We start from the raw sequence: 22,833 nt of genomic DNA on the forward strand, positions 1-22,833 counted from the left end.
AAATGCTCTACAACCTTCTGACCGGTGGGTAACCTGGATCACGTTGTTCCGGGCGGGCCGGAGGGGGACTTGCGGGCCGCTGCTTCGACGTAAAGGGTTGGTGTGGCCGCAATGCGAATCTCTGCTCCGATAACGATGTCGGCCCTTGTCGTCGCGGGACTGGTCGCCTCCGGGTCCACCGTGCAGACCGCGGCGCCGAGCAAGGCGCCCACCGCGCCGGAGGCACTGCTCGCCGCCGCGGCGAGCAGCACCGAAGAAACCGGGGAGACAGACCCTTCCGAGATCGTCGGGCTGCTGCCGATCACGCAGGAGGCGCCGCGCAAGCTGCGCGCGCTCACCCCGTCGGCGAACAGTCTGGCCCCGTTTGCCGGAACCGTTCCACTCCAGAGCATCTCGCTCCCCGCGGGCAGCGGCGCGCTAGGCATCCCGGAGATCGTGCTCGCCGCTTATCGCAATGCCGAGCTGGCGCTGGAATCCGCCCAGCCGGGCTGCGGGCTCACCTGGAACCTGCTGGCCGGCATCGGCCGGATCGAGTCGGGGCACGCCAGCAACGGCCGCACCGACGCGGCGGGCACCTCCACGACGCCGATCTTCGGTCCCGCACTGGACGGCACCCTGCCGGGCAACGAGATCATCCGCGAGGCCGACGGCGGTTTCGTCCGTGCCGTCGGTCCCATGCAGTTCCTGCCGAGCACCTGGGCGCTGTACTCCGCCGACGGCAACGGTGACGGCGCCAGCGACCCGCACAACGTATTCGACGCCGCGCTCGGGGCGGGCAAGTACCTGTGCTCGGGCGGGCTGAATCTGCGCGACGCGGCCCAGGAATTGCGCGCGGTACTGCGCTACAACAACTCGATGTCCTACGCGGCCAATGTGCTGAGCTGGTCGGCCGCCTACCGCACCGGCGGCGCGCCGAGCCAGGTGACCATCTCCCCCGATATCGTGCCGCCTGGCAGCGCGCCGACGGTGGCGCCGAATGTGCTGGCCGCGGTCACCGACGCGCCGGTCACGGCGGCACCGCCGTCGACGGTCGACCAGTTGCCGCCGAACACCCCCAAGGTCACCACGCCCACGGAGGTGATGATCACCCTGCCCGGGCTGCCGCCGATTCCGTGCGGCATCTTCTGCCCGGCGCCCGCCCCGGTTCCCGAGGTATGTACCGGCGATCCGGTCCCGGCGCAGATGCCGAACCCGATCGAACCGGGCAGGCCGCTCGAACAGACCTTCGGCGCCGCGGCACCGCGGGATCCGGCCCAGCCGGAGCAGGCGCCCGCGCCGGTGTGCACGCCCGAACCCGCCGAGCCCACGCCCGCGGAGAGCCCGGCGCCGATGGCACCGGAGAAGACACCGGAACCGGGCATCGCGACGACCGAGGAACCCGCTCCCGCCGAGCCGGCGCCCGCGGCTCCCGAGCCGACCCAGCAGCCGGGAATCACGTTGCCGTTCAACATCGTCATCCCGCTGCCGCCCGGTCCGCCCGCCCCGTAGAAATCAAACCGATATTCAGATCACGGAGGGGTAACAAAAAGGTCTCGGATGCGGTAGCCTCGAACCATGGGTCGCCATCGGAAACAGCCCGCTACCAACGTTCGACGTAGCTCGCTCATCGCTCTGACCGGATTGGTTCCCGCCGGACTCGTGGCCGTCACCGCCGCCGCGACCGACGCTTCAACCCCCACGACCGCCGCCGTGGAACACGACCTGCCCGAGCTCGATCCAGAGGCGGCCGCCCCCGACCTCGTCGCCGCGCCACAGGCCGACCCGGCCATGGTCGAGCACGCGGAGGCACGCCTATCGGCCTCGGCCACACCCGAGGTGAAAACCGTTGCGCTGCCCGGCGATCGGGTCGCCGCCGATATTCCCGCCGGCCCCCTGGGAATTCCCGGGATCGCGGTCGCGGCCTACCAGAACGCCGAAGAGCAACTGGCCGTGGAGAATCCGAACTGCGGCATGTCGTGGTCGCTACTGGCGGGCATCGGCCGGGTGGAGTCCACCCACGCCTTCGGCAAAGCCGACGCCGACGGCAATCCGATCAAGGCCGTCTACGGACCGGTCCTCGACGGCAGCCTCTACGGCAACCACGTCATCTACGACAGCGACGGCGGCGAGCTCGACGGTCTCGGCGGTTACGACCGCGCGGTCGGCCCGATGCAGTTCCTGCCCGAAACCTGGCAGCGCTACGCCGCCGACGGGAACGCCGACGGGATCGCCGACCCACAGAACCTGTTCGACGCCGCCCTCACCGCGGGCCGCTACCTCTGCGACGGCGGCCTGAACATGCGCGACCTGTCCCAGCAGTCCAAGGCAATCCTGCGCTACAACAACTCGATGGCCTACGTGGCCAATGTGATGGCCTGGTCCACCTCCTACTCCAGTGGCCTCGCCCCGAAGCCCCAAGACCTCCCCCGAATCTGAGACAGCCTAAAATCGGGCATATGCCAGTGATTGCGGAAGCGGATGTGCGGGCGGCGCTCGCGAAGGTCGACGACCCGGAGATCCGCAAGCCGATCACCGAGCTGGGGATGGTCAAGTCGATCGCCATCGCCGAGAGCGGTGACGTGCATGTCGAGGTGTACCTGACCACGTCGGGGTGCCCGCTGCGGACCGAGATCGTGCAGCGTGTCACCAAGGCCGTCGCGGATGTGCCCGGCGCAGGCGCGGTGACCGTCGACCTCGACGTGATGAGCGACGAGCAGCGCACCGAGCTGCGCAAGTCGCTGCGCGGCGATTCGGCCGAGCCGGTGATCCCGTTCGCCCAGCCCGGTTCGCTCACCCGGGTGTACGCTGTCGCCTCCGGCAAGGGTGGTGTCGGCAAGTCCAGTGTCACCGCGAACCTGGCGGTCGCGCTGGCCGAGCGCGGGCTGTCGGTCGGTGTGCTCGACGCCGATATCTACGGACACTCGATTCCGCGCATGCTCGGCACCGACGCCCGCCCGACCCAGGTCGAGCGGATGATCATGCCGCCGGTGGCGCACGACGTGAAGATGATCTCGATCGCGCAGTTCACCCAGGGCAACACCCCGGTGGTGTGGCGCGGCCCGATGCTGCACCGCGCGCTGCAGCAGTTCCTGGCCGACGTGTTCTGGGGCGATCTGGACGTGCTGCTGCTCGACCTGCCGCCCGGCACCGGTGACGTGGCCATCTCCATCGCCCAGCTGATCCCCAACGCCGAGATCCTGGTGGTCACCACCCCGCAGGCCGCGGCCGCCGAGGTGGCCGAGCGCGCCGGCGCGATCGCCCTGCAGACCAGGCAGCGGATCGCCGGCGTGGTGGAGAACATGTCCTGGCTCGACCTGCCCGACGGCTCGCGGATGGAGCTGTACGGCTCCGGCGGCGGCCAGGCCGTGGCGGACCGGCTCACCCGCGCGGTGGGCGCGACGGTGCCGCTGCTCGGCCAGATCCCGATCGAGCAGGCGCTGCGCGAGGGCGGCGACGAGGGCACTCCGATCGTGCTCGGCGACCCGGACAGCCCGGCCGCCAAGGCGCTGCTCGAGGTCGCCGACAAGCTCGCCGTCCGCAAGCGCGGGCTGGCTGGCATGTCCCTCGGGATCGATACCACCCGTCACCTGTAGAACATGGGTAGCTCACCGGGCGCGGGCGCACGTCGACGGCTGGATCGCCAACCGTCGACGTGCGGCGCGCGGGCACCTCGAGCCAGCCGGAAGTCCCCGGGGAGGCGGACATGACATTACTGCTGTACGTGCTCATCGTCGGGCTGGTGGCGGCCATGTTGTTCCTCGTGGCCAGTGCCGTGTTCGGGCGGTCCGAGGAGCTCGGTCCGCTGCCGGAGGGCACCACCGCGACCGTGCTGCCCGCACAGGGTGTCACCGGGGCCGATGTGCGCGCCCTGCGGTTTCAGCAGGTGGTGCGTGGCTACAAGGCGGGCGAGGTCGACTGGGCGCTGAGCAGGCTGGCCGATCGGATCGACGAACTGGAGGCCGAGCTGGCGCAGGTGCGCCGGTGGCAGGCGGCACCGGGCCAGGACCGGCCGTGACCGAGCTCGCCGACGACGGTCTGGTGCGCTGTCCCTGGTCGACCGGTTCCCAGCTCTACCGCGACTACCACGACACCGAATGGGGCCGACCGCTGCACGGCGACGACGCGCTCTTCGAACGGCTGTGTCTCGAGGCGTTCCAGTCCGGCCTGGCCTGGATCACCATCCTGCGCAAGCGGCCCGCCTTCCGCGCGGCCTTCGCCGGGTTCGAGATCGCGAAGGTCGCCGAATTCGACGACACCGACCGCGCCCGGCTGCTCGCCGATCCCGGGATCGTCCGCAATCGCGCCAAGATCGACGCGGCGATCGCCAACGCCAAGGTTGCCCGAGACCTGCCGGTGCGCCTCGACGAGCTGCTGTGGTCGTTCGCACCCGCGCCGCGCCCGCGCCCCGCAGCGGTCGCGGACGTGCCCGCGACCACACCCGAATCCATTGCTCTGGCAAAGGAATTGAAGCGCCGGGGCTTCGCATTCGTCGGCCCGACGACGGCCTACGCCCTGATGCAGGCGACCGGGATGGTGGACGATCACCTGGCGGTTTGCTGGGTACGCGCCGCCGGAACCGGAACCGACTCGGGAGTCACATTTCGTACTCAGGTGTCCGCCCGAGACGGCAATAGGGAAGAATAGGGCGAGTGTGGCCCGCCGAACACCCGGCGAGTCGGAGAACAGGTGCGCACTCGACCGCGCAGATCTGGAGGGAGCAGAGGATGGCGGCCATGAAGCCCCGTACCGGGGACGGTCCCCTCGAGGCAACCAAGGAAGGTCGTGGAATCGTCATGCGGGTTCCACTCGAGGGTGGCGGGCGTCTGGTCGTCGAACTCACACCGGACGAGGCTGCGGCGCTCGGTGACGAACTGAAGAGCGTCACCAGCTGACGGCACTCGGCGAGGTAGCCGCGCTCCTGGCCTGTCCTGAGTGCGGTGCAGAACTACGAGCGCACGAGCGCGCCCTACGCTGCGCTACCGGGCACAGCTTCGACATCGCCCGTCAGGGCTATGTCGGGCTGCTGACCGGCGCGTCGACGAAGATGACCGGCGACACCGCCGACATGCTCGACGCGCGTGCCGCGTTCCAGGGCGCCGGGCATTTCGCGCCCATCGCCACCGCGATCACCCGCGCGTTCGCGCTGGATCCGGCGGGCGGAACCCACTCGCCGCCGGACCTTACCCCCAGCCTCGAGACGCGAGGCACGCCAGGGCCGGACGCGCCGCCCATCGTGGACACGGTCGCCGCGTTGCCCGACAACATTCCGCAGCGGGCTCGGCCCGCCGACGGCACCTCCGCGACGCCGCTCGAGCCGACGCGGCAGGCCACTGGGCCCACCACCGGCAACCACGCGACGCGAGACGTGGTCATGCCATCCGGCGGTCCGGCTCGGGGCGAGACGATCCTCGAAGTCGGCGCGGGCACCGGCTACTACCTCGCCGAGGTCCTCGCCGCCCGGCCCGGCACCGCTGGCATCGCCCTCGACGTGGCCAAACCAGCGGCGCGCCGGGCTGCCCGTGCGCATCCCCGGCTGGCCTCCGTGCTGGCCGACGCCTGGCGGGGACTGCCGATCCGCGATCACGTGCTGGCCGGGGTGCTGTCGGTGTTCGCGCCACGCAATCCCGCCGAGGTCGCCCGGGTGCTCGCGCCCGGCGGCCGCTTCGTCGTGGTCACCCCGACCGCGCGGCATCTGAGGGAACTGGTCGGCCCGCTCGGGATGGTCCGCGTCGACCCCGAGAAGCAACGGCGCCTGGCCGCGTCGATGGCGGGGACCTTCGTTCGGGTCGACCACACCCTGGTCGAGTTCCCGATGAAGCTGTCCCGCCAGGATGTGACCCGGGTGGTCGCGATGGGACCGTCGGCTTTCCACGGCACCCCCGCCGACGATCCCCGCATCGCGGCCCTCCCCGAGGTCACCGAGGTCACCGCCGCGGTGACGGTGTCGACCTTCGTCCCGATGAGGACACACGCCGCCTCCGCCCGCTAGCCGGCTCCGCAACTCCCCCTGAGCCCCAGATGGCCGTTCCGCCTGTCTCGATGCGCGACTCGGCCGACACCCCCGAACGCGTTAGGCGGGGAAGGCGCTCGCTTCACGTTCGAGACGCCGGACCATCATGGCGTGTGCCAGCGGGATCAGCAGCTCGACGGAACCATCAGGACGTAGAACAAGGATGCAGCGCAGCGATGCCGGTGACGGCCCTCGACAGCGTTCTACCGCAACACGCTTCGGTACACCTCGACGGTCTGCTCGGCGATCCGCGCCCAGTCGAACCGGGAGATGGCCCGTGCCCGCCCGGCCTCGCCGAAGCGCGCGGCCAGGCCGGGATCGCAGGCGACCGCGTTGACGGCGGCGGCGAGCCCGCGTTCGTAGGCGGCGGTGTCGGACGGGTCGTAGCGCACCAGCCGACCGGTGACTCCGTCGTCGACCACCTCGGGAATCCCGCCGACATCCGAGGCGACGACCGCCGTGCCACAGGCCATGGCCTCCAGGTTCACGATGCCGAGCGGCTCGTACACCGAGGGGCACACGAACACCGCCGAAGCGGCCAGGATCTGGCGGACCTGCTCGGTGGGCAACATCTCCCTGACCCAGAACACGTTGCCGCGCCGCGCCTGTAGGTCGTCGACCGCGGCGGCCACCTCGAGCTCGAGTTCCCTGGTGTCGGCGGCGCCTGCGCACAGCACGAGCTGGAGGTCGGGGTCGAATTCGGCGGCCGCGGCGAGCAGGTGGCCGACGCCCTTCTGCCGGGTGATCCGGCCGACGAACGAGACGATCGGCGCGTCGGGCCGCACTCCGAACTGTTCCAGCACCGGCCGCTGGTCGCGCGCCGGCGGACCGGGATGCCAGACACCGGCGTCGATCCCGTTGTGCACCACATGAACCCGGCCAGGGTCGATCGCCGGGTACGCGTCGAGCACGTCGTGGCGCATGCCCTCGCTCACCGCGATGACCGCGTCGGCGTGCTCCATCGCGTTGCGTTCCGACCACGACGAGAGCCGGTAGCCGCCGCCGAGCTGTTCGGCCTTCCACGGCCTGCGCGGTTCCAGCGAGTGCGCGGTGAGCACGTGCGGGATGCCGTAGAGCGCCCCGGCCAGGTGCCCGGCCAGCCCGGCGTACCAGGTGTGCGAGTGGACCACGTCGACCGCGCCGACCGCATCGGCCATCCGCAGCTGCGCCGACATCATCTGCAATGCGGCGTTGGCGGCGTACAGCTCGGGGTCGGGCCGATGCACGACGGCACCGTTGCGCGGGGCACCCATGCAGTGCACGGTCACCTCGGTCAATTCCCGGAGCCTTGCGGTGAGTTCGGTGACATGCACACCGGCGCCGCCGTAGACCTCCGGTGGGTACTCCCGGGTCAGCATCGCGACGCGCGGCGGGTCCACCTGCGCCTGCGGGCTGAGGGTGCCAGAACTCACCGGTCCAAATTAGACCCTCGGGTCGACATGGGCCACCGTAAGGCTGCCCAGCCTGTACTTTGACAGGGTGAGGAGCCAGCCGCACGTACTCGGGATCGTGCTCGCCGGTGGCGAGGGCAAACGACTGTTTCCGCTCACCGCAGACCGCGCCAAGCCCGCGGTGCCGTTCGGCGGGGCCTACCGGCTGATCGATTTCGTACTCAGCAATCTCGTCAATGCCGGATACCTGCGGCTGTGTGTGCTCACCCAGTACAAATCGCACTCGCTGGACCGGCACATCTCCCAGACCTGGCGACTGTCCGGCTTCACCGGCGAGTACATCACCCCGGTGCCTGCGCAGCAGCGGCTCGGCCCGCGCTGGTACACCGGCAGCGCCGATGCGATCATGCAGTCGCTCAACCTGATCTACGACGAGGACCCCGACTACATCGTGGTCTTCGGTGCCGACCATGTGTACCGGATGGATCCCGAGCAGATGGTGGCCGGCCACATCGCCTCCGGCGCCGGTGTCACCGTCGCCGGAATCCGGGTACCGCGCAGCGAGGCCAGCGCCTTCGGCTGCATCGACTCCGACGAATCCGGCCGGATCACCCAGTTCCTGGAGAAGCCGGCGCATCCGCCCGGCACCCCCGACGACCCGAACGTGACCTTCGCGTCGATGGGCAACTACGTGTTCACCACGCGCGTGCTGGTGGACGCGATCCGCGCCGACGCCGAGAACTCCGACTCCGACCACGACATGGGCGGCGACATCATCCCGGCGCTGGTCGCCGCGGGCAAGGCCGCCGTCTACGACTTCGCCGACAACGAGGTGCCCGGCGCCACCGAACGCGACCGCGGCTACTGGCGCGACGTCGGCACCATCGACGCCTTCTACGACGCGCACATGGACCTGGTGTCGGTGCATCCGGTGTTCAACCTCTACAACAAGCACTGGCCGATCCGCGGTGCGGCCGAGAATCTGCCGCCTGCCAAGTTCGCGCGCGGCGGGCTGGCTCAGGAATCGATCGTCGGGGCCGGATCGATCCTGTCCGCGGCCACCGTCCGCAATTCGGTGCTCAGCTCGAACGTGCTCATCGACGACGGCGCCACCGTGGAGGGCAGCGTGCTCATGCCGGGCGTGCGGATCGGCAAGGGCGCGGTGGTCCGGCACGCCATCCTGGACAAGAACGTGGTTGTCGCCGACGGCGAGATCATCGGTGTCGATCTGGAGCGCGACCGGGACCGGTTCGCCGTCAGCAACGGTGGGGTGGTCACCGTCGGCAAGGGAATCTGGGTCGGCTAACCCCGCGAGGCGCAGAGCAGCCCGTCTCCGATGGGGATCAGGACGCTGGTGAGCTCGGGGTTCTCCGCGATGGCCCTGGTCGCCGCGCGGACCGCCTGGGTGGCCGGGTCGCGCTGGCTCTGATCGGGGACGCGACCGCCGAGCAGGGCGTTGTTCAGGATGAACGCGCCGCCTTCGCGCAGCAGCCGGACGCCCTGTTCGACGTAGTGCGGATGTTCCATCGGCGCGGCGTCGACGAAAACCAGATCGTAGGCACCGTCGGCGAGCCGGGGCAGCACGTCCAGGGCGCGGCCGTTGATCAGCCGGGTCCTGGCAGGCGCGATCTCGGCGGTGCGGAACGCCTCCTTGGCCGCGCGCTGATGCTCGGGTTCGGAGTCGATCGTGGTGAGTGTTCCGTCCTCGCGCATACCGTCGAGCAGCCACAACCCGCTGATCCCCGCCCCGGTGCCGATCTCGACGACCGCGCGGGCGCCCAGCATCTGCGCGTACATGCTCAGCAGCGCGCCGACCGAGGCGGGCACGGGCGCCGCGCCCAGCTCGGTGGCCCGCTCGCGCGCCTCGAGCAGGACTTCGTCCTCGACGACGGACTCCTCCACATAGGTCAGGTTGCGCTCCACGTTCGATGCCACAGCTAAGAGGCTATGTCACCGGAGGGCTCCGTGTACTCAGCGAAAGTGCCGGTGCGGGTTGGTGTCGCCACACCCATCGACAATTGCCGAAAGTTTGCGGAACGGCAACGAACGGCGCGGAACTGCTGCTTTCGCGGTGGCGGCGGGGATAGGCTCGGCTCGAGTAAGGATTCTCAGGTCACGCTCAGGATCTCCACACCTGGCCCATATCGGGGCAGGAAATAGTTGGCCTACGCAAGACCAGCCGATCGCGGCGGGTACGAGACGCGGGAACAACCGCACACAGTTGCTGGTTGATTCCGATAGCAAGGTTCGCTGACCCGGACCGGCGTGGTTTCGTGCCAGCGGTCCCGAGTAGGAGGTGTCCCATCCCGATGGTAGACACGGCGCGTCACGCCACACTGCCCGAACAGCCACTCACCGCCGTCGACGGTGACGAGATCGAGGCCGAGCTCACCGGCACCGCAGCCTTCGACGCGACCGGCGACCGCACCGTCATGCCGTCCTGGGACCAGCTGGTCCGCGAACACGCCGACCGGGTGTACCGCCTGGCCTACCGCCTTTCCGGCGACGCCCAGGACGCCGAGGACCTCACCCAGGAGACCTTCATCCGGGTTTTCCGCTCGCTGCAGAACTACCAGCCCGGCACCTTCGAGGGCTGGCTGCACCGCATCACCACCAACCTGTTCCTCGACATGGTCCGCCGCCGCAACCGCATCAGGATGGAGGCGCTGCCGGAGGACTACGACCGCGTCCCCGCCGACGGCCCGACACCGGAGCAGTCCTACCACGACGCGCGGCTCGACCCCGACCTGCAGAAAGCACTCGATTCGCTGGCGCCGGAATTCCGTGCCGCGGTGGTCCTGTGTGACATCGAAGGCCTGTCCTACGAGGAGATCGGCGCGACGCTCGGCGTGAAGCTGGGCACGGTCCGCAGCCGGATCCACCGTGGGCGTCAGGCATTGCGCGAGTACCTTGCGCATAATGGAACTGAGCAGCGGTACTCCGCTGACGCCTTCGCAGGGTGAGGCCCTTCGCGGCGTCGTCGGGGCTCTCGGTTGATGTCGGTCGGAAGGAACAACCTGGTATGAGCGTGGACCCAAGTGCCTCCGGTCGCCCCGCGCGCTTCCAGCCCACCGAGCACCTGGCCAGCGAGGCGATCGCGGCCTACGTCGACGGCGAACTGCGGATGAACGCCTATCTGCGCGCCGCCCAGCATCTTTCGGTGTGCCCGGAATGCGCGGCCGAGGTCGACGCCCAGCAGCAGGCGCGGATCGCGCTGCGTCGCGCGGGCGAGGTGGCCGTGCCGCGCAGCCTGCACGACAGCCTGACCCGGATCCCGCTGGCCGAACTGCCCGGCACCGCGCCCGAACAGCCGCGCCGGAACGAGGCGTTTCTCGGATTCATCACCGATTCCTTCACCGCGACCCGGTGGACTACCTGGCGGCGCAAGTAGAGTCTCGGACGTGACAGGCGAATCGACGAATTCCGGATCGACCGAACACGCGGATTCGGCGGCCGACCGGGGGAACCTGCGGCCGTCGGACGCGCCGAGCCTCGGCCCGCGTCCGGTGTACCGGCCACACATCGACAGCCATACCGCGCGCGCGTTCCGCCGCCCGAACGGCCAGCACGGCTCGTTCGCGCCGCACGAGTCCGCGTCGTCCGGCACGGCCGTCGACGCCGATCAGCTGGTTGCCCAGCGCCCACCGGACGGTGTGCTCGCCGAGGCCTTCGCCCGCCCCGCGGGCTCCGACGAACTGCTACAGCGCGAACCCGGCTCCGAGCAGCCGAGGACCGTCGTCGCAGGCCCGGTCGATCCGTGGCGTGATCCGGAGGCGGGCGCCCGCCTCGGCGCGCCCGCCGTCGCGACTCCCGAACCCGAACGGCTGCCCGTCGCTCCGAAGCTGTCCGCCCGCGAGGTCCTGTTCGGTTCCCGCGTCGCGCCCAAGGCACTGGCCGTGCTCGCCGCGCTGGCACTCGGCATCGCCGTGCTCGGCGGACTGGTCGGGCGGATCACCGCCGAGACCGCGTCGACCCTGACCTCACGCAAGGTCACCCTGGAGCAGACCGGCGGCATCGACGAACCGCACAGCCGGATCGCCGCGGTGGCCGATGCCGTACTGCCGTCGGTGGTGTCCATCCGGGTCACCGTCGGCGACAACGGCGCCACCGGTTCCGGTGTGGTGATCGATGGCGCGGGCTATGTGGTGACCAACAACCACGTGATCTCGATGGCCGCGGCCGACAAGTCCGACCGGGCCGTCATCCGGGTGCAGTTCTCCGACGGCACGCGTGTGCCCGCCGAGATCGTCGGGCGCGATCCCAAGACCGACCTGGCCGTACTCAAGGTCGACGCCGAGAACTTGACCGTGGCCGAACTCGGCAGCTCCGACGCCGTGCAGGTCGGTGACGCCGTGCTCGCGATCGGATCGCCGCTCGAGCTGAGCAAGACCGTCACCTCGGGCATTGTCAGTGCCCTGCATCGCCCGGTGAAGCTCGGCGGCGAGGGCACCGATACCGACGCGGTGATCGACGCCGTCCAGACCGATGCCGCGATCAATCCCGGCAACTCCGGTGGCGCCCTGGTGGACATGGAGGGCAAGGTCATCGGCATCAACACCGCCATCCGCAGCGGCGGTTCCGGTGGGTCGATCGGGCTCGGGTTCGCCGTCCCGGTCGACGTGATGACCACCGTCGCACAAGCTTTGATCCGCGACGGTCAGATGCACCACCCGGTGATCGGGCTGACCGCCCGCACCCAGACGGTCGCCAACGAAGCGATGAGTGGTGCCGCGGTGGCCGACGTGACCGCGGGCGGCCCGGCCGCCAAGGCGGGCATCGTCGAGGGCGACGTGATCGTCAAGGTCGGCGACCGGGAGGTCACCGGGCCCGACGAGCTGGTCATCGCGGTGCAGTCGCGCGCGATCGGGGAAACGGTGAACGTGCAGTTGATCCGCGATGGCAGGCAGGTGGACGTGCCGGTGACGCTCGAATCCGACTGAGCCGGGTCGCCGCGCGCCGGGTAGCCTGGATTCGTGTTCAGCAACATCGGGTGGGGCGAGCTGATGATCCTGCTCGTCGCCGCTCTCGTGATCCTCGGCCCGGAGCGCCTGCCCGGCGCCGTCCGGTGGACCACGCAGTCCCTGCGGCAGGTGCGCGATTACGCCAGCGGTGCCACCACGCAGTTGAAGCAGGAGCTCGGGCCGGAGTTCGACGAGCTGCGCAAGCCGCTGGCCGAGCTGAACGAACTGCGCGGCATGAGTCCGCGGGCCGCGGTCACCAAGCATCTGCTCGGCGGTGACGATTCGGTCCTGCGCGATCTGGAGAGCGCGGTGCCGGACAAGAAGCAATTGTTCGGCACGAGCAGCGGGATGCCGTCGAGCCCGTCCTCGCCCTCGCTGTCCAAGCCGTTGAATCCCAACGAGCGGCCACCGATCGACCTCGACGCCACCTAGCACACCGCACGGTCGGCATTTGCCACGGAATCGCGCGTGACCCACCGGGCCACGGTGACCTCGAAATACTGTGATTGCCGACAATCCGGACACGATTGCCCTTGTGCCGCAAGACAGTTGGATGTCAACCGTTATAGACACGGAATGCTGTCGAGCTGTCTAGACTTCCCACATGTCGGCCGATGACGTGGCACGAGTCTTCGCGATCGAGGACAAGGTCGAAAGACTCAAAGCAGCCACCGACGGAGTGGCGGCTGCCCAGCAGACCATCAACGAACTCACCAGGATCCGGCGCGCCGTGATCCGCGAACTACATGCCGAGGGGTGGACCTTCGCCAGGATCGGCGCCGCCGCCGGACTCTCCCGTGCGCGGATCCACCAGGTCAGTACGCAGGGCCCGGTGCCGGAGGGCCTGTTCTTCGGACACGGTGCGCTCACCGTGCTCGCCCCCGAGGTCAGGGCGGGCAGACTGCTCGGCGCCCCCGACCCCGGCGCGGCGCAGCGGCTGGCCGAGCTGCTGAGGCAGCTCGGCTTCGCGGCCTCGGTGGAGACCTTCCTGCCCGGCAGGCCGGTCGATCTCAACCGCGACGGGCTGGTCGTACTCGGCGGCCCCGAACTCTCGCCCAGCCTGCGTCAGCTGGTGGTGGCCGATCCACGGCTGCGCCGGACGGTCACCAGAGCGGGCGACACCAGACGCGGCATCGAGGACAGGGCGGCGCGGCGGGTCTATCGCCCCGGCGGCACCGAACCGCACGACATCGCCTATCTGGCCCGGCTCCCCCGGCCGGACCGGCGCGGCAGCGTGATGGTGATCGACGGCTTGCACCCGCCGGGTTCCCTCGGCGCGATCCGATTGCTGGCCACCCGGCTCGCCACTCTGCACGAGCGCGCGAGCACGCATCTGTTCTCGGTTCTCATCGCGGTGCGATACGACCGTGCCACCGGAGAACCAGTAGATGCAGACCTCCTCACCCCGGTCTATCGACATGAAACCGACCCCAAGTTGGCTATGACCCGGACTCGCACTTAGGTGGAATTGAACTCCGCTTCTTTTGTGATGCGCATCACGTTCCTGTTATTGTTCACATAGCGTTGCCGATAGTCAGCTTGCTAGCGAGTAACTCGAATGTGAGTAGGTGAGCATCACATGTTCTCGTCTCCCGAGGCCAGCGCATGCCGGGCGCTGCCGGTCCACGTGACAGGCGCCGCCGATCCGACCCCGGGTGAGCCTGTCGTCGCCACCCACCGCGTGACCTACAGCGATCGCCTGAAGGTCTTCATCGGCGAGTACGAGGACGTGGACAGCTTTCTGCGCCCGCTGCGCAGGCTGGACGGCCGCCAGCGTTACGCGCTCGACCTGACCGTGCTGCCGGAGCCGATGCCCGCCACCGAGATCACCGCCGCGGTGAGCGCGGCCCGCGGCACGCGCGCGCTGTGGTGCGCCGGCTCGGCCGAAGCGATGACGGTGCAGCTGCGCCAGACCGTCGACCACGTATCGCGCCGCTACACCCTCGGCATGCCGGGCAGCAGACTCGGACTGCCCACCGTGTACCTCCCGCATGGCGACGACGACACCTACGTATACGCCGACGAGGTGTTCACCGCCGAGAGCGCCGCCGAGATTTTCCGCAGCTTCTTTCTCGAAGGTACGGTCCCCGCGAGCCTGCAGCACCGCGAGATCATCGACTGACCCGCGCTCACCGCGCGCGGATGCTGCGCGATAGCTAGGCTGGTCAGCACGGTCACAACGATTGCGAGGGTGACCGTGGAAGGCTGGTGGGTGATGCGGGATCTGCTCGAGCAACTGCTGGAACTGCTCGCCGAGGAGCCGGTCGCGCTGGCCAGGATCGTCGACCGGACCGGGGCAGGGCCACGGGATACCGGCGCGGCGATGGCGGTGGGCGCGAGTGGTCGGGTCATCGGCTCGCTGTCCGGCGGGTGCGTCGAATCGACGATCGTCACCACCGCGCGCCACGTCCTGCGCGACGGCACGGCGTGTTCGGAGCACTTCGCCGCCGCCGACGAACTCACGGTCGGGCTGCCGTGTGGCGGGGAGATCGAGGTCTTCGTCGAACCGCTCGGCGGGGACCAGGTGCCGCTGCTGCGCGAACTGCGCGCGGCACTCGGTGCGCACGTTGCCGTCGCCTACGCCACCACCCTCGAATCGCACCCGGATCGAAAGCTGTTGTTCCCCGGCCGGATCGAGCCGTGGCGGGAACTCGACCGCGACGCCGCCGCGCTGCTGGCGGCAGGCCGCAACGGCCTGATCGGCGCGCAGGACAGCACCCCCGCCGAAGCCTGCCGACCCCGCGCGTTCGTGCAGGTCTTCCGCTCCCCCGCGCGGATGATCCTGGCGGGAGCCAACGATTTCACCCGAGCCCTCACCGTGGCCGCCACCCAGCTCGGCTATCACGTCACCGTCGTCGACGCCCGCGAAACCTTCACCACCCCAGCCCGTTTCCCCGCGGCCGACGCGGTGGTCGTCGACCGGCCGCACCGCTACGTCGCGGCCGAGCACGAGGCAGGCCGGATCGACGACCGCACGGTGGTCTGCGTGCTCACCCACGACCCCAAGTTCGACGTCCCCACCCTGACCACCGCCCTGCGCCTGCCCGCCGTCGGCTTCCTCGGCGCCCTCGGCTCCCGCCGCGCGCACGCCGACCGCACCACCCGGCTGCGCGACGCCGGCCTCACCGAACCCGAAATCGCCCGCATACACAGCCCACTCGGCCTAGACCTCGGTGCGCACACCCCCGCGGAAACCGCGATCTCGATCCTCGCGCAGATCCTCGCCGAGCGGGCCGGTGCCTCGGCCGCAGCCCTCGCGGCCCTCGACGGACCGATTCATCCCCGACGGCCGTAGCCCGCGGCGCACGACTCAGCGCGAGGTACGCACCGGAGCGGGGTCGGCCACACGCCAGCCGACCGCGATGCTCAGCAGGCCGTAGACCAGGTGCAGGTAGTTGTCCGGCTCACCGACGGAGTGGATGTTCAAGAACCCGGCGCCGCCCGCCACGCCGAGCACGAACGCGGCGAGCAACCCGAATCCGAGGACGATATTGGCGATCCGGGTGATCGACGGCAGCAGCGCCGCGATCAGCCAGGCCGCGCCGAGCGCCACGTGCACGGTGTTGTGCAGTGGGTTGACCGACAGCACGATGATCTTCTCGTGGTGCGCGCCTGCGAAATCGCCGACCCCGGTGATGAGGAAGCCGATAACGCCCGCCGCGAAGTAGATCGCCGCGGAGACGAACGCGAAGAGCTGGTTGCGAGTCATGGGAGGTCCCTTCCTGCGTGCCACCCGATGTGGCTGTACGCAGGTACCGACTCGCCGGCGCCGCAGTCGTTACACCGGGGACTCGCCGGACCGGCGGCCGAGCTCGGCCAGCAGCGCGTCGAAGTTCGACGGCCGCACTTCGACACTCTCGTCACGAACAGCCACCGACAATCGGATCGTGCGCCGAACCTGGTCGAGGAAGATCGTGCACGCCTGACAACGGTCGGTGTGCTCGACGAAGCGGCGCAGGTCGGATGCCCCGAGCGCGCCGTCGAGATAATCGGTGACCAGCTCGACCGCGTCGGCGCAGCTCAGCCGCAGCTCGTTGAGTACGAATTCGTCGTCAGTCATCGAGATACTCCTCCAACGCTGCCCGCAGGGCGCTGCGGCCACGGTGCAGCAGCACGCGCTGATTCACCGCTGAGATCCCCAGCGCCTCACAGGTTTCCTCGCTCGACCAGCCCTCCACGTCACGCATGGTGACCACTTCGCGCTGGGCGCCGGGAAGCTTCTGCATCGCATCGGCGATCAGCGACCGTACCTCGGCCGACATCAGCTCCCGCTCCGGTCGCAGATCCCAGCGGGCAGGTGGCTCCGGCCAGTAGTGCGCACCCAGCTCCGGGTGCACGAGACGGTCGGGATCGACGGCGGGATGCGTGTCCAGTCCCGGTCCCTCGGTCGCGAACGGCACGCTACGCGCCTCCCGGCGCGCGATCGTCCGTGCCCTGTTCACCATCACCCGGAACACCCAGGTCTTCAGGCTCGACCTGCCTTCGAAGGCGTCGATCGAGCGCACCACGGCGAGCCAGGTGTCCTGGACGACCTCTTCGGCCACCGCGGTCGACAGGTACATCCTGGCCAGCCGGACCAACGGCGCGTGCAGGGCGTCCACCAGTGCGCGGAAGGCCTCGGTGTCACCCGCGCGCAGCGCGGTGACCAGCTCGTCGTCGGTGTGCCACCGCGGATCGGTGACGGTCGGCGTTCGTGCGGACACGACTGATTCTTCCTCACTGTGCGAAGCCATGGCGGCGATGTGTAACGCCACGGCCGCTGCGTAGTCAAGAACAGCAGTCCGTCGGTCGACTCCGCCGGACAACACAATTCGACGATACCGGAGGACATCATGAGCGAACTGCAGCCCATCACCGACGCACAGGCGACCACCGACCAGGCGGCGGCGCTGGCCGCGGTGCAGCAGGCCATGGGCGTGGTGCCGAACCTGACCCGCGTGATGGCGCACAGCCCAGCGCTGGTTCGCGGGTACCTCGCCCTCAACGGCAGCTTGGCCGCGGGTGCCCTGCCCGCGGCGACCAGGGAACGGATCGCTGTCGCGGTGGCCCAGGCCAATCGCTGCTCGTACTGCCTGTCGGCACACAGCTACCTGGCCGAACACGTCGCAGGCGTCAGCGCCGACCAGGTCGAGGCCGCCCGCAAGGCCGACTCCGACGATGCCAAGACGGCGGCGATCCTGGCGTTCGCCGTCGCCGTCAACGAGCAGCGCGGCCACGTCGACGCCGACGCCCTCGCCACGGTCCGCGCCGCCGGGGCGGACAACGCCGAGATCGCCGAGATCATCGGGCACGTCGGTCTCAATGTGCTGACGAACTACTTCAACAACGTCGCGCACACCGAGATCGACTTCCCGCTGGTACAGGCGTGAGGCCGGGCCGGGCACGGCGGCGCGCCGTGCCCGGCGCCGGCGAGACTAGGCCGCGACCTGTTCCGGGCGCAGGGTGTTCATCGGCGGCCGGTCATCGAGTGAGACCTCCGTGGCATGGGCAATGAATTCACCACTGATCAAAGGGAATTGGGTGAGGGCCGCGCCGGAGTCGGGGACGCCGCTGCGGCGAAGGGCGGTGCCGAGGATCTGGCGGCTCATCACGCCGAGGTCCGACAGCGGGCGGTTGCGGTGGGTGCGCACGCCCAGGTTGACCTGGGTGATGGCGTCGAGGCCGAGGCGGTCGTAGGTGTCGAGCAGCAGGCCGATCTCCACGCCGTAACCGGGCGCGAAGGGTACGGCGGTGAGCAGTTCGCGGGTGCCCGCGTACTCGCCGCCGAGCGGCTGCAGCACCTGGCACAGTTCGGGGCGCAGCGCGGCGAGCAGCGGACGGGCCACCAACTCGGTGACGCGGCCGCCACCGTTGGCGTCGACGGACTCGCCCTGGCGCAGCGGGCGCCGGTAGTACGCCTTGGCCAGGTGGGTGCCCGGCGTGGTCAGCAGCGGGCCGAGCAGCTTGGGCACGAAGGCCGGGTCAGGATCGATCAGATCGGAGTCGACGAAGGCGATGAGGTCGCCGCTGGTGCAGGCCAGCGAGCGCCACAGCACCTCACCCTTGCCGGGTACCGGGTCCAGCTCGGGAACGGCTTCCTCGCGGCTGATCACCTCGGCGCCCGCGGCGGCCGCCCTGGCGGCGGTGGCATCGGTCGACCCGGAGTCGAGCACGATGAGCTCGTCGACGAGCGTGCCGAGCAGCGGCCGGATGCTGGCCACCACGTCGGCGACGGTGTCTTCCTCGTTCAGCGCGGGCAGCACCACCGATACGGTGCGGCCTGCCTTGGCGGCGACGAGTTCGCCGACCGTCCAGTCAGGGTTGTCCCAGGTATGGGTGGTGGCCCAGGCGGGCTCGCGGTGTTGGATTTTCATGCCAGACCTCGCAGAGTTCGTGCGGGGGGCCGGATGCCCTGGATAGCGGCGATCATGTCCACGACCCGCCGCGTTTCGGCGACTTCGTGGACCCGGAAGATGCGAGCGCCCGCGGCGGCCGCCCATGCGGTTGCCGCCAGTGTGCCCTCCACCCTCTCGGTGAGACCGACACCTAGAGTCTCCCCGATAAAGTCCTTGTTACTCAGTGCCATCAAGACTGGCCATCCGGTTTTTACAAGACCGTCGATTCCGCGCAACAACTCGAGCCCGTGATAGGTGTTTTTGCCGAAATCGTGGGTGGGATCGATCACGATGCCGTCGCGCCGCACCCCCGCCGTCGCCGCGCGCTCGGCCGCGGCGACCACCGTCGCGGTCACCTCGGCCACCACATCGGCATAGCGCACCCGGTGCGGCCGGGTCCGCGGCACCGCCCCGCCGGTGTGGCTGCACACGATGCCGACGCCCCGCTCGGCCGCCACCGGCACCAGCTCGGGGTCGGCGCCCGCCCAGGTGTCGTTGATCAGGTCGGCACCCACCTCCACCGCCGCGGCGGCCACCTCGCTGCGCCAGGTGTCCACACTGATCAACAGCTCCGGGTACTTGGCCCGGATCGCCGCGACGAACGGCACCACCCGCCGCGATTCCTCGGCCGCGTCGACGGTCTGCCCCGGCCCGGCCTTCACCCCGCCGATATCGACCAGATCGGCGCCCTCGTCGACCGCCCTGGCCACCCGCTCCATCGCGGCCGCGTCGCTGAAGGTGGCGCCGCGGTCGTAGAAGGAGTCGGGGGTGCGGTTCACAATCGCCATCACCAGGGCGCGATCCGTGGCGACCGGCCGCCCACAGAGGCTCGCCCGGCGCGCCACGACGGATACCGACGGCCCAGCTGCGTCAGCGGTACCGCGTCGGGCCTGCGGTGCTGGTTCGGGCGCGCCCGACGAGTTACCGATGGTCATGAGAGATCAGCCGTCACCTTTGCTAGCGCGGGGCCTTGCCGGCCGCCACGTCGGCAGCGTAACCGTCGTAGGCGGGAAGGTAGCCGGTGTCCTTGTCCGCGAGCACGTAGAGGTCGCTGTCGGGGTCGGGGGCGTAGCCCTGTTTGCGCAGCTCCACCTTGCGGCTCTTGAAGGTGGAGGTCTGTTCGAGTTCGGCCACCACGCGAACGAACAGCGGGATCGCGTAGCTGGGGAGTCGCTGGTAGACGGTGGCCGCCAGGGTCTTGCCGTCGAAGTCCGCGCCGGGGCGCAGGGTCACCGCGGCCATGCCCGCCTTACCGTCGGTGCCGGGAATGTCGACGCCGTAGACGACGGCTTGCTCGATGTTCGGGTCGTGGTCGATGGCTGCCTCGACCTCGGTGGTCGCCACGTTCTCGCCCTTCCAGCGAAAGGTGTCGCCGAGCCGGTCGACGAAGGCGATATGCCAGAAATGCTGGTCACGCACCAGATCGCCGGTGTCGAACCAGCAGTCACCGCGGGTGAAGCCGTCGCGCACCAGTTTGGCCTCCGACGCCTTCGCATCGGTGTAGCCGTCGAACGGCTGACGGTTGTTCACCTTGGCCAGCAGCAGCCCGACCCCGCCGGAACGCACCCGGCGCAGCTTGCCGTCGGCACCGCGACGCGGCTTCCCGGTCTCGTCGTCGTACTCCACCACCGCGTAGGGCAGCGGCCCGAAACCCGCGGTCCGGTCGACGCCGAACGCGTTGACGAAAGCCAGCGGCGCCTCGCTGGAACCGTAGAACTCCACCACCCGGCCGATCCCGAACCGGCTGCGGAACTCGTCCCACAGCTCGGGCCGCAATCCGTTGCCGACGGCGAGGCGCACCCGGTTGTGCCGTTCGGCGGCCTGCACCGGCTGATTGAGCAGATAGCGGCACAGCTCGCCGATGTAGATGAAGGCGGTGGCCCGTTCCCGGTCGATCTCGTCCCAGAACTTCGACGCCGAGAACTTTCGGCTCAGCACGTAGGTGGCCTCGCCGGCCAGCACCGCCGACAACGCCACTGTGAGCGCGTTGTTGTGATACAGCGGCAAGCAGCAGTACAGCGCGTCGTCGCCACGCAGCCGGATGCCGAGCCCGCCGAGGCCCGCCATGCTCTTGGTCCAGCGATGGTGGGTCATCACACTGGCCTTCGGCAGGCCGGTGGTTCCGGAGGTGAAGATGAGGAAGGCGCGTTCACCCGCGGTGACCTGCGCGCACACCGCCGGATCGGAGTCCGGTGCGGTGCGGGCCGATTCGGCCAGTTCCTCCGCAGGCAGTACCCCGGCGGGTGGCTCGGGCAGCGAGTCCAGCGCCTCGGCGCACTCGGCGCCCGCCACCAGCAGCACGCTGTCGAGCAGGCCGACGCTGTGCGCGAGAACCTCGTCGCGCTGGTGATAGTTGAGCAGGCCGACGGTGCCGCCGAGCTTGAGCACCGCCAGCACCGTGAACAAGGTCTCCGGGCGGTTGGTCATCAGCACCCCGACGACGTCGCCGCGGCACACCCCGCGCGCGGAAAGCACTGCCGCGTACCGGTTCACCGCACTGTTGGCGGCGCGATAGGTGTAGGACCTGCCTTCGAAACGCAGGAAGACACGATCGGGCTTGCGGTGCGCGACCCGCTGGAAGTACAAGCCGATCGAGGCCTTGTCCTTGGGCCGCACCAGCATGCCGAGCGCGTTGCGCAGCATGCCCGGCGCGTCGAGCGCCATGCCGGGCAGCGCCTTGGCGATGTCGAACACGCTGACGGTCGAGCGGGCGTCGTTGCTCACGTCGATACTCCTCTAGCCTTGGGCCGCAGCCGGTTCCAGTGCCGCGAAGGCCGCAGGCAGGTCGGTCGCCACGATGATGTGGTCCAGCGCGGGGCCGGGCACCATTCCGCGATCGGACAGTTCACCGATCCAGCGGAAGAGCCCGCTGTAGAAGCCGTCCGCGTCGAGCACCACCAGCGGTTTACTGTGCTCGCCGAGATAGCCGCCGGTCCATGTCTCGAAGAACTCCTCGAGCGTGCCGATGCCACCCGGCAGCGCGAGGAACGCGTCCGCGCGCTCCTCCATCAGCCGTTTGCGCTGACGCATGGTGTCGGTGACCACCAGCTCGTCGGCATCGACATCGGCGACTTCCTTGTGCACCAGATGTTTCGGGATCACGCCGACGGTGTGCGCGCCACCGGCCCGCGCCGCCGTGGCGACCGCGCCCATCATCGACACGTGCCCACCGCCGGACACCAGCTGCCACCCGCGCCGGGCGATCTCGGTGCCGGTACTGGCGGCCAGCCGCAGCAGGCCGGGATCGGTGGTGCTCGCGGAACAGTAGACGCAGACGGAGTACGGTGCGCTCACCACTGGTCCTCGGTGCCGAGCCGCTCGATCTCGGAGTGATCGCCGGTGGCGCCCTTGACGATCGCGACGACCTCCTCGACGCTGTCGGTGAGCTGGATCAGGTCCAGATCCGCCGGCGAGATCTTGCCCGAGCCTGCCAGCGAGTCGCGCATCCAGTCGACCAGGCCCGACCAGTACCGCGTGCCGAACAGGATGATCGGGAACCGGGTGATCTTGCGGGTCTGCACCAGGGTGAGCGCCTCGAACAGTTCGTCGAGGGTGCCGAAACCGCCGGGGAGGCAGACGAAGGCCTGCGAGTACTTCACGAACATGGTCTTGCGGACGAAGAAGTAGCGGAAGTTGATCCCCAGGTCGACCCAGTCGTTGAGACCCTGCTCGAACGGCAGCTCGATGCCGAGCCCGATCGAGTAGCCGCCCGCCTCCGATGACCCGCGGTTGGCCGCCTCCATCGCGCCGGGCCCGCCGCCGGTGATCACCGCGAAACCGGCCTCGGTGAGCGCGGCGCCGATCGCCAGCCCGGCCGCGTACTCGGGATCGGTGCTCGGGGTGCGCGCCGAACCGAACACAGTGACGGCGGGTGGCACCTCGGCGAGCGCGCCGAAACCCTCGACGAATTCGGCCTGGATGCGCAGCACCCGCCACGGGTCGGTGTGTACCCAGTCGCTGTCCTGCCGGGAATCGAGAAGGTTTCGATCGGCGGTCCGTACGCCCGGCTTGCGTTCGCGCCGGAACATCACCGGCCCCCGGAACTTCGCCGTCGGTTTGACCTTCCCGGCCTGGTCAGCGGAATCGGTAGACATGCCACCACGCTACTTGCCCGGATT

26 protein-coding genes and 1 pseudogene are annotated in these 22,833 nt (G+C 69.5%); 17 read left to right on the forward strand and 10 right to left on the reverse strand.

What is annotated here, in order from left to right:
- Nucleotides 1-111: 111 nt before the first annotated feature.
- From ACFOW8_RS11325 to ACFOW8_RS11355, 8 genes and pseudogenes are all read left to right on the forward strand, one after another.
- Nucleotides 112-1,488, forward strand: coding sequence for a lytic murein transglycosylase (locus ACFOW8_RS11325; RefSeq protein ID WP_378549719.1), 1,377 nt, complete (start codon nt 112-114; stop codon nt 1,486-1,488).
- Nucleotides 1,489-1,554: 66 nt separating this feature from the next.
- Nucleotides 1,555-2,415 carry a lytic transglycosylase domain-containing protein gene (locus ACFOW8_RS11330; RefSeq protein ID WP_378549722.1) on the forward strand — a complete coding sequence of 287 codons (861 nt, stop codon included), beginning with the start codon at nt 1,555-1,557 and terminating at the stop codon, nt 2,413-2,415.
- Between the two features lie 20 nt (nt 2,416-2,435).
- Complete coding sequence (locus ACFOW8_RS11335; protein WP_378549725.1) at nt 2,436-3,572, forward strand: Mrp/NBP35 family ATP-binding protein; 1,137 nt, start codon at nt 2,436-2,438, stop codon at nt 3,570-3,572.
- A gap of 110 nt (nt 3,573-3,682) precedes the next feature.
- Nucleotides 3,683-3,994: a DivIVA domain-containing protein gene (locus ACFOW8_RS11340; protein ID WP_378549728.1), complete on the forward strand. Its 312-nt coding sequence runs from the start codon at nt 3,683-3,685 to the stop codon at nt 3,992-3,994.
- On the forward strand, nt 3,991-4,623 hold the full coding sequence (locus ACFOW8_RS11345) for a DNA-3-methyladenine glycosylase I (protein ID WP_378549731.1): 633 nt from the start codon (nt 3,991-3,993) through the stop codon (nt 4,621-4,623). The genes ACFOW8_RS11340 and ACFOW8_RS11345 overlap by 4 nt, the downstream gene beginning before the upstream one ends.
- Nucleotides 4,624-4,703: 80 nt before the next feature.
- Nucleotides 4,704-4,871 carry a DUF3117 domain-containing protein gene (locus ACFOW8_RS11350; RefSeq protein WP_011211259.1) on the forward strand — a complete coding sequence of 56 codons (168 nt, stop codon included), beginning with the start codon at nt 4,704-4,706 and terminating at the stop codon, nt 4,869-4,871.
- 26 nt (nt 4,872-4,897) lie between these two features.
- Nucleotides 4,898-4,993 (forward strand): annotated as a pseudogene (locus ACFOW8_RS29145) (putative RNA methyltransferase); the annotation flags it as partial.
- Between the two features lie 30 nt (nt 4,994-5,023).
- Nucleotides 5,024-5,968, forward strand: coding sequence for a methyltransferase type 11 (locus ACFOW8_RS11355; protein ID WP_449289768.1), 945 nt, complete (start codon nt 5,024-5,026; stop codon nt 5,966-5,968).
- A 224-nt stretch (nt 5,969-6,192) separates the two neighbouring features.
- Here ACFOW8_RS11355 and glgA read toward each other — a convergent pair whose 3' ends face one another.
- Nucleotides 6,193-7,347, reverse strand: coding sequence for a glycogen synthase (gene glgA, locus ACFOW8_RS11360; RefSeq protein ID WP_378550712.1), 1,155 nt, complete (start codon nt 7,345-7,347; stop codon nt 6,193-6,195).
- A 121-nt stretch (nt 7,348-7,468) separates the two neighbouring features.
- Between glgA and glgC the strand changes: the two genes are divergently transcribed.
- Nucleotides 7,469-8,686, forward strand: a complete 1,218-nt coding sequence (gene glgC / locus ACFOW8_RS11365; protein ID WP_378549738.1) for a glucose-1-phosphate adenylyltransferase — start codon at nt 7,469-7,471, stop codon at nt 8,684-8,686.
- On the opposite strand, the gene ACFOW8_RS11370 is transcribed toward glgC, so the two are convergent.
- The gene (locus ACFOW8_RS11370; RefSeq protein WP_378549740.1) at nt 8,683-9,315 is read right to left on the reverse strand and encodes an O-methyltransferase; all 633 of its coding nucleotides are present in this window, start codon (nt 9,313-9,315) and stop codon (nt 8,683-8,685) included. The two genes, glgC and ACFOW8_RS11370, sit on opposite strands and share 4 nt — an antisense overlap.
- 374 nt (nt 9,316-9,689) lie before the next feature.
- On the opposite strand from ACFOW8_RS11370, the gene sigE reads away from it, so the two are divergent.
- The 7 genes from sigE to ACFOW8_RS11405 all read left to right on the forward strand — a co-directional run bounded on the left by sigE (nt 9,690) and on the right by ACFOW8_RS11405 (nt 15,636).
- Nucleotides 9,690-10,343 carry an RNA polymerase sigma factor SigE gene (gene sigE / locus ACFOW8_RS11375; RefSeq protein ID WP_378549743.1) on the forward strand — a complete coding sequence of 218 codons (654 nt, stop codon included), beginning with the start codon at nt 9,690-9,692 and terminating at the stop codon, nt 10,341-10,343.
- Nucleotides 10,344-10,402: 59 nt separating this feature from the next.
- Nucleotides 10,403-10,771, forward strand: coding sequence for a zf-HC2 domain-containing protein (locus ACFOW8_RS11380; RefSeq protein WP_378549746.1), 369 nt, complete (start codon nt 10,403-10,405; stop codon nt 10,769-10,771).
- A gap of 10 nt (nt 10,772-10,781) precedes the next feature.
- Nucleotides 10,782-12,320 carry a S1C family serine protease gene (locus ACFOW8_RS11385; protein ID WP_378549749.1) on the forward strand — a complete coding sequence of 513 codons (1,539 nt, stop codon included), beginning with the start codon at nt 10,782-10,784 and terminating at the stop codon, nt 12,318-12,320.
- A 33-nt stretch (nt 12,321-12,353) separates the two neighbouring features.
- Nucleotides 12,354-12,773 carry a Sec-independent protein translocase protein TatB gene (gene tatB, locus ACFOW8_RS11390; protein ID WP_378549752.1) on the forward strand — a complete coding sequence of 140 codons (420 nt, stop codon included), beginning with the start codon at nt 12,354-12,356 and terminating at the stop codon, nt 12,771-12,773.
- A 172-nt stretch (nt 12,774-12,945) separates the two neighbouring features.
- Entirely contained in the window at nt 12,946-13,803 is an 858-nt protein-coding gene (locus tag ACFOW8_RS11395; RefSeq protein WP_378549754.1) for a hypothetical protein, read from the forward strand.
- Between the two features lie 117 nt (nt 13,804-13,920).
- Nucleotides 13,921-14,463, forward strand: coding sequence for a hypothetical protein (locus tag ACFOW8_RS11400; RefSeq protein WP_378549756.1), 543 nt, complete (start codon nt 13,921-13,923; stop codon nt 14,461-14,463).
- A 93-nt stretch (nt 14,464-14,556) separates the two neighbouring features.
- On the forward strand, nt 14,557-15,636 hold the full coding sequence (locus tag ACFOW8_RS11405; protein WP_378550714.1) for an XdhC family protein: 1,080 nt from the start codon (nt 14,557-14,559) through the stop codon (nt 15,634-15,636).
- Nucleotides 15,637-15,651: 15 nt separating this feature from the next.
- Here the strand turns inward: ACFOW8_RS11405 and ACFOW8_RS11410 are convergent, their stop codons facing one another.
- The 3 genes from ACFOW8_RS11410 to ACFOW8_RS11420 form a co-directional block, all read right to left on the reverse strand.
- Nucleotides 15,652-16,050, reverse strand: coding sequence for a DUF4383 domain-containing protein (locus tag ACFOW8_RS11410; protein ID WP_378549759.1), 399 nt, complete (start codon nt 16,048-16,050; stop codon nt 15,652-15,654).
- Between the two features lie 69 nt (nt 16,051-16,119).
- A complete protein-coding gene (locus ACFOW8_RS11415; RefSeq protein WP_378549762.1) occupies nt 16,120-16,401 on the reverse strand; it encodes a zf-HC2 domain-containing protein in 282 nt (93 codons plus the stop codon).
- Nucleotides 16,394-17,044: an RNA polymerase sigma factor gene (locus tag ACFOW8_RS11420; protein ID WP_378549765.1), complete on the reverse strand. Its 651-nt coding sequence runs from the start codon at nt 17,042-17,044 to the stop codon at nt 16,394-16,396. The genes ACFOW8_RS11415 and ACFOW8_RS11420 overlap by 8 nt, the downstream gene beginning before the upstream one ends.
- A 129-nt stretch (nt 17,045-17,173) precedes the next feature.
- Between ACFOW8_RS11420 and ACFOW8_RS11425 the strand changes: the two genes are divergently transcribed.
- Nucleotides 17,174-17,710, forward strand: a complete 537-nt coding sequence (locus ACFOW8_RS11425; RefSeq protein ID WP_378549768.1) for a carboxymuconolactone decarboxylase family protein — start codon at nt 17,174-17,176, stop codon at nt 17,708-17,710.
- 45 nt (nt 17,711-17,755) lie between these two features.
- Here the strand turns inward: ACFOW8_RS11425 and ACFOW8_RS11430 are convergent, their stop codons facing one another.
- Genes ACFOW8_RS11430 through ACFOW8_RS11450 form a run of 5 tightly spaced genes read right to left on the reverse strand, consistent with a single transcriptional unit; the run spans nt 17,756 to nt 22,809 of the window.
- Nucleotides 17,756-18,694: a glucosyl-3-phosphoglycerate synthase gene (locus ACFOW8_RS11430; RefSeq protein ID WP_378549771.1), complete on the reverse strand. Its 939-nt coding sequence runs from the start codon at nt 18,692-18,694 to the stop codon at nt 17,756-17,758.
- Entirely contained in the window at nt 18,691-19,650 is a 960-nt protein-coding gene (gene folP / locus ACFOW8_RS11435) for a dihydropteroate synthase (RefSeq protein WP_378549774.1), read from the reverse strand. Before folP ends, ACFOW8_RS11430 begins: the two co-directional genes overlap by 4 nt.
- Nucleotides 19,651-19,672: 22 nt before the next feature.
- Nucleotides 19,673-21,439, reverse strand: coding sequence for a long-chain-acyl-CoA synthetase (locus ACFOW8_RS11440; RefSeq protein WP_378549777.1), 1,767 nt, complete (start codon nt 21,437-21,439; stop codon nt 19,673-19,675).
- Between the two features lie 12 nt (nt 21,440-21,451).
- A complete protein-coding gene (locus ACFOW8_RS11445) occupies nt 21,452-22,009 on the reverse strand; it encodes an LOG family protein (protein ID WP_378549779.1) in 558 nt (185 codons plus the stop codon).
- Nucleotides 22,006-22,809 (reverse strand): LOG family protein, encoded by an 804-nt coding sequence (locus tag ACFOW8_RS11450; RefSeq protein ID WP_378549782.1) that lies wholly within the window; start codon nt 22,807-22,809, stop codon nt 22,006-22,008. Before ACFOW8_RS11450 ends, ACFOW8_RS11445 begins: the two co-directional genes overlap by 4 nt.
- Nucleotides 22,810-22,833: the final 24 nt, after the last annotated feature.

Source organism: Nocardia rhizosphaerae (assembly GCF_042650365.1).
Lineage (GTDB): Bacteria > Actinomycetota > Actinomycetes > Mycobacteriales > Mycobacteriaceae > Nocardia > Nocardia rhizosphaerae.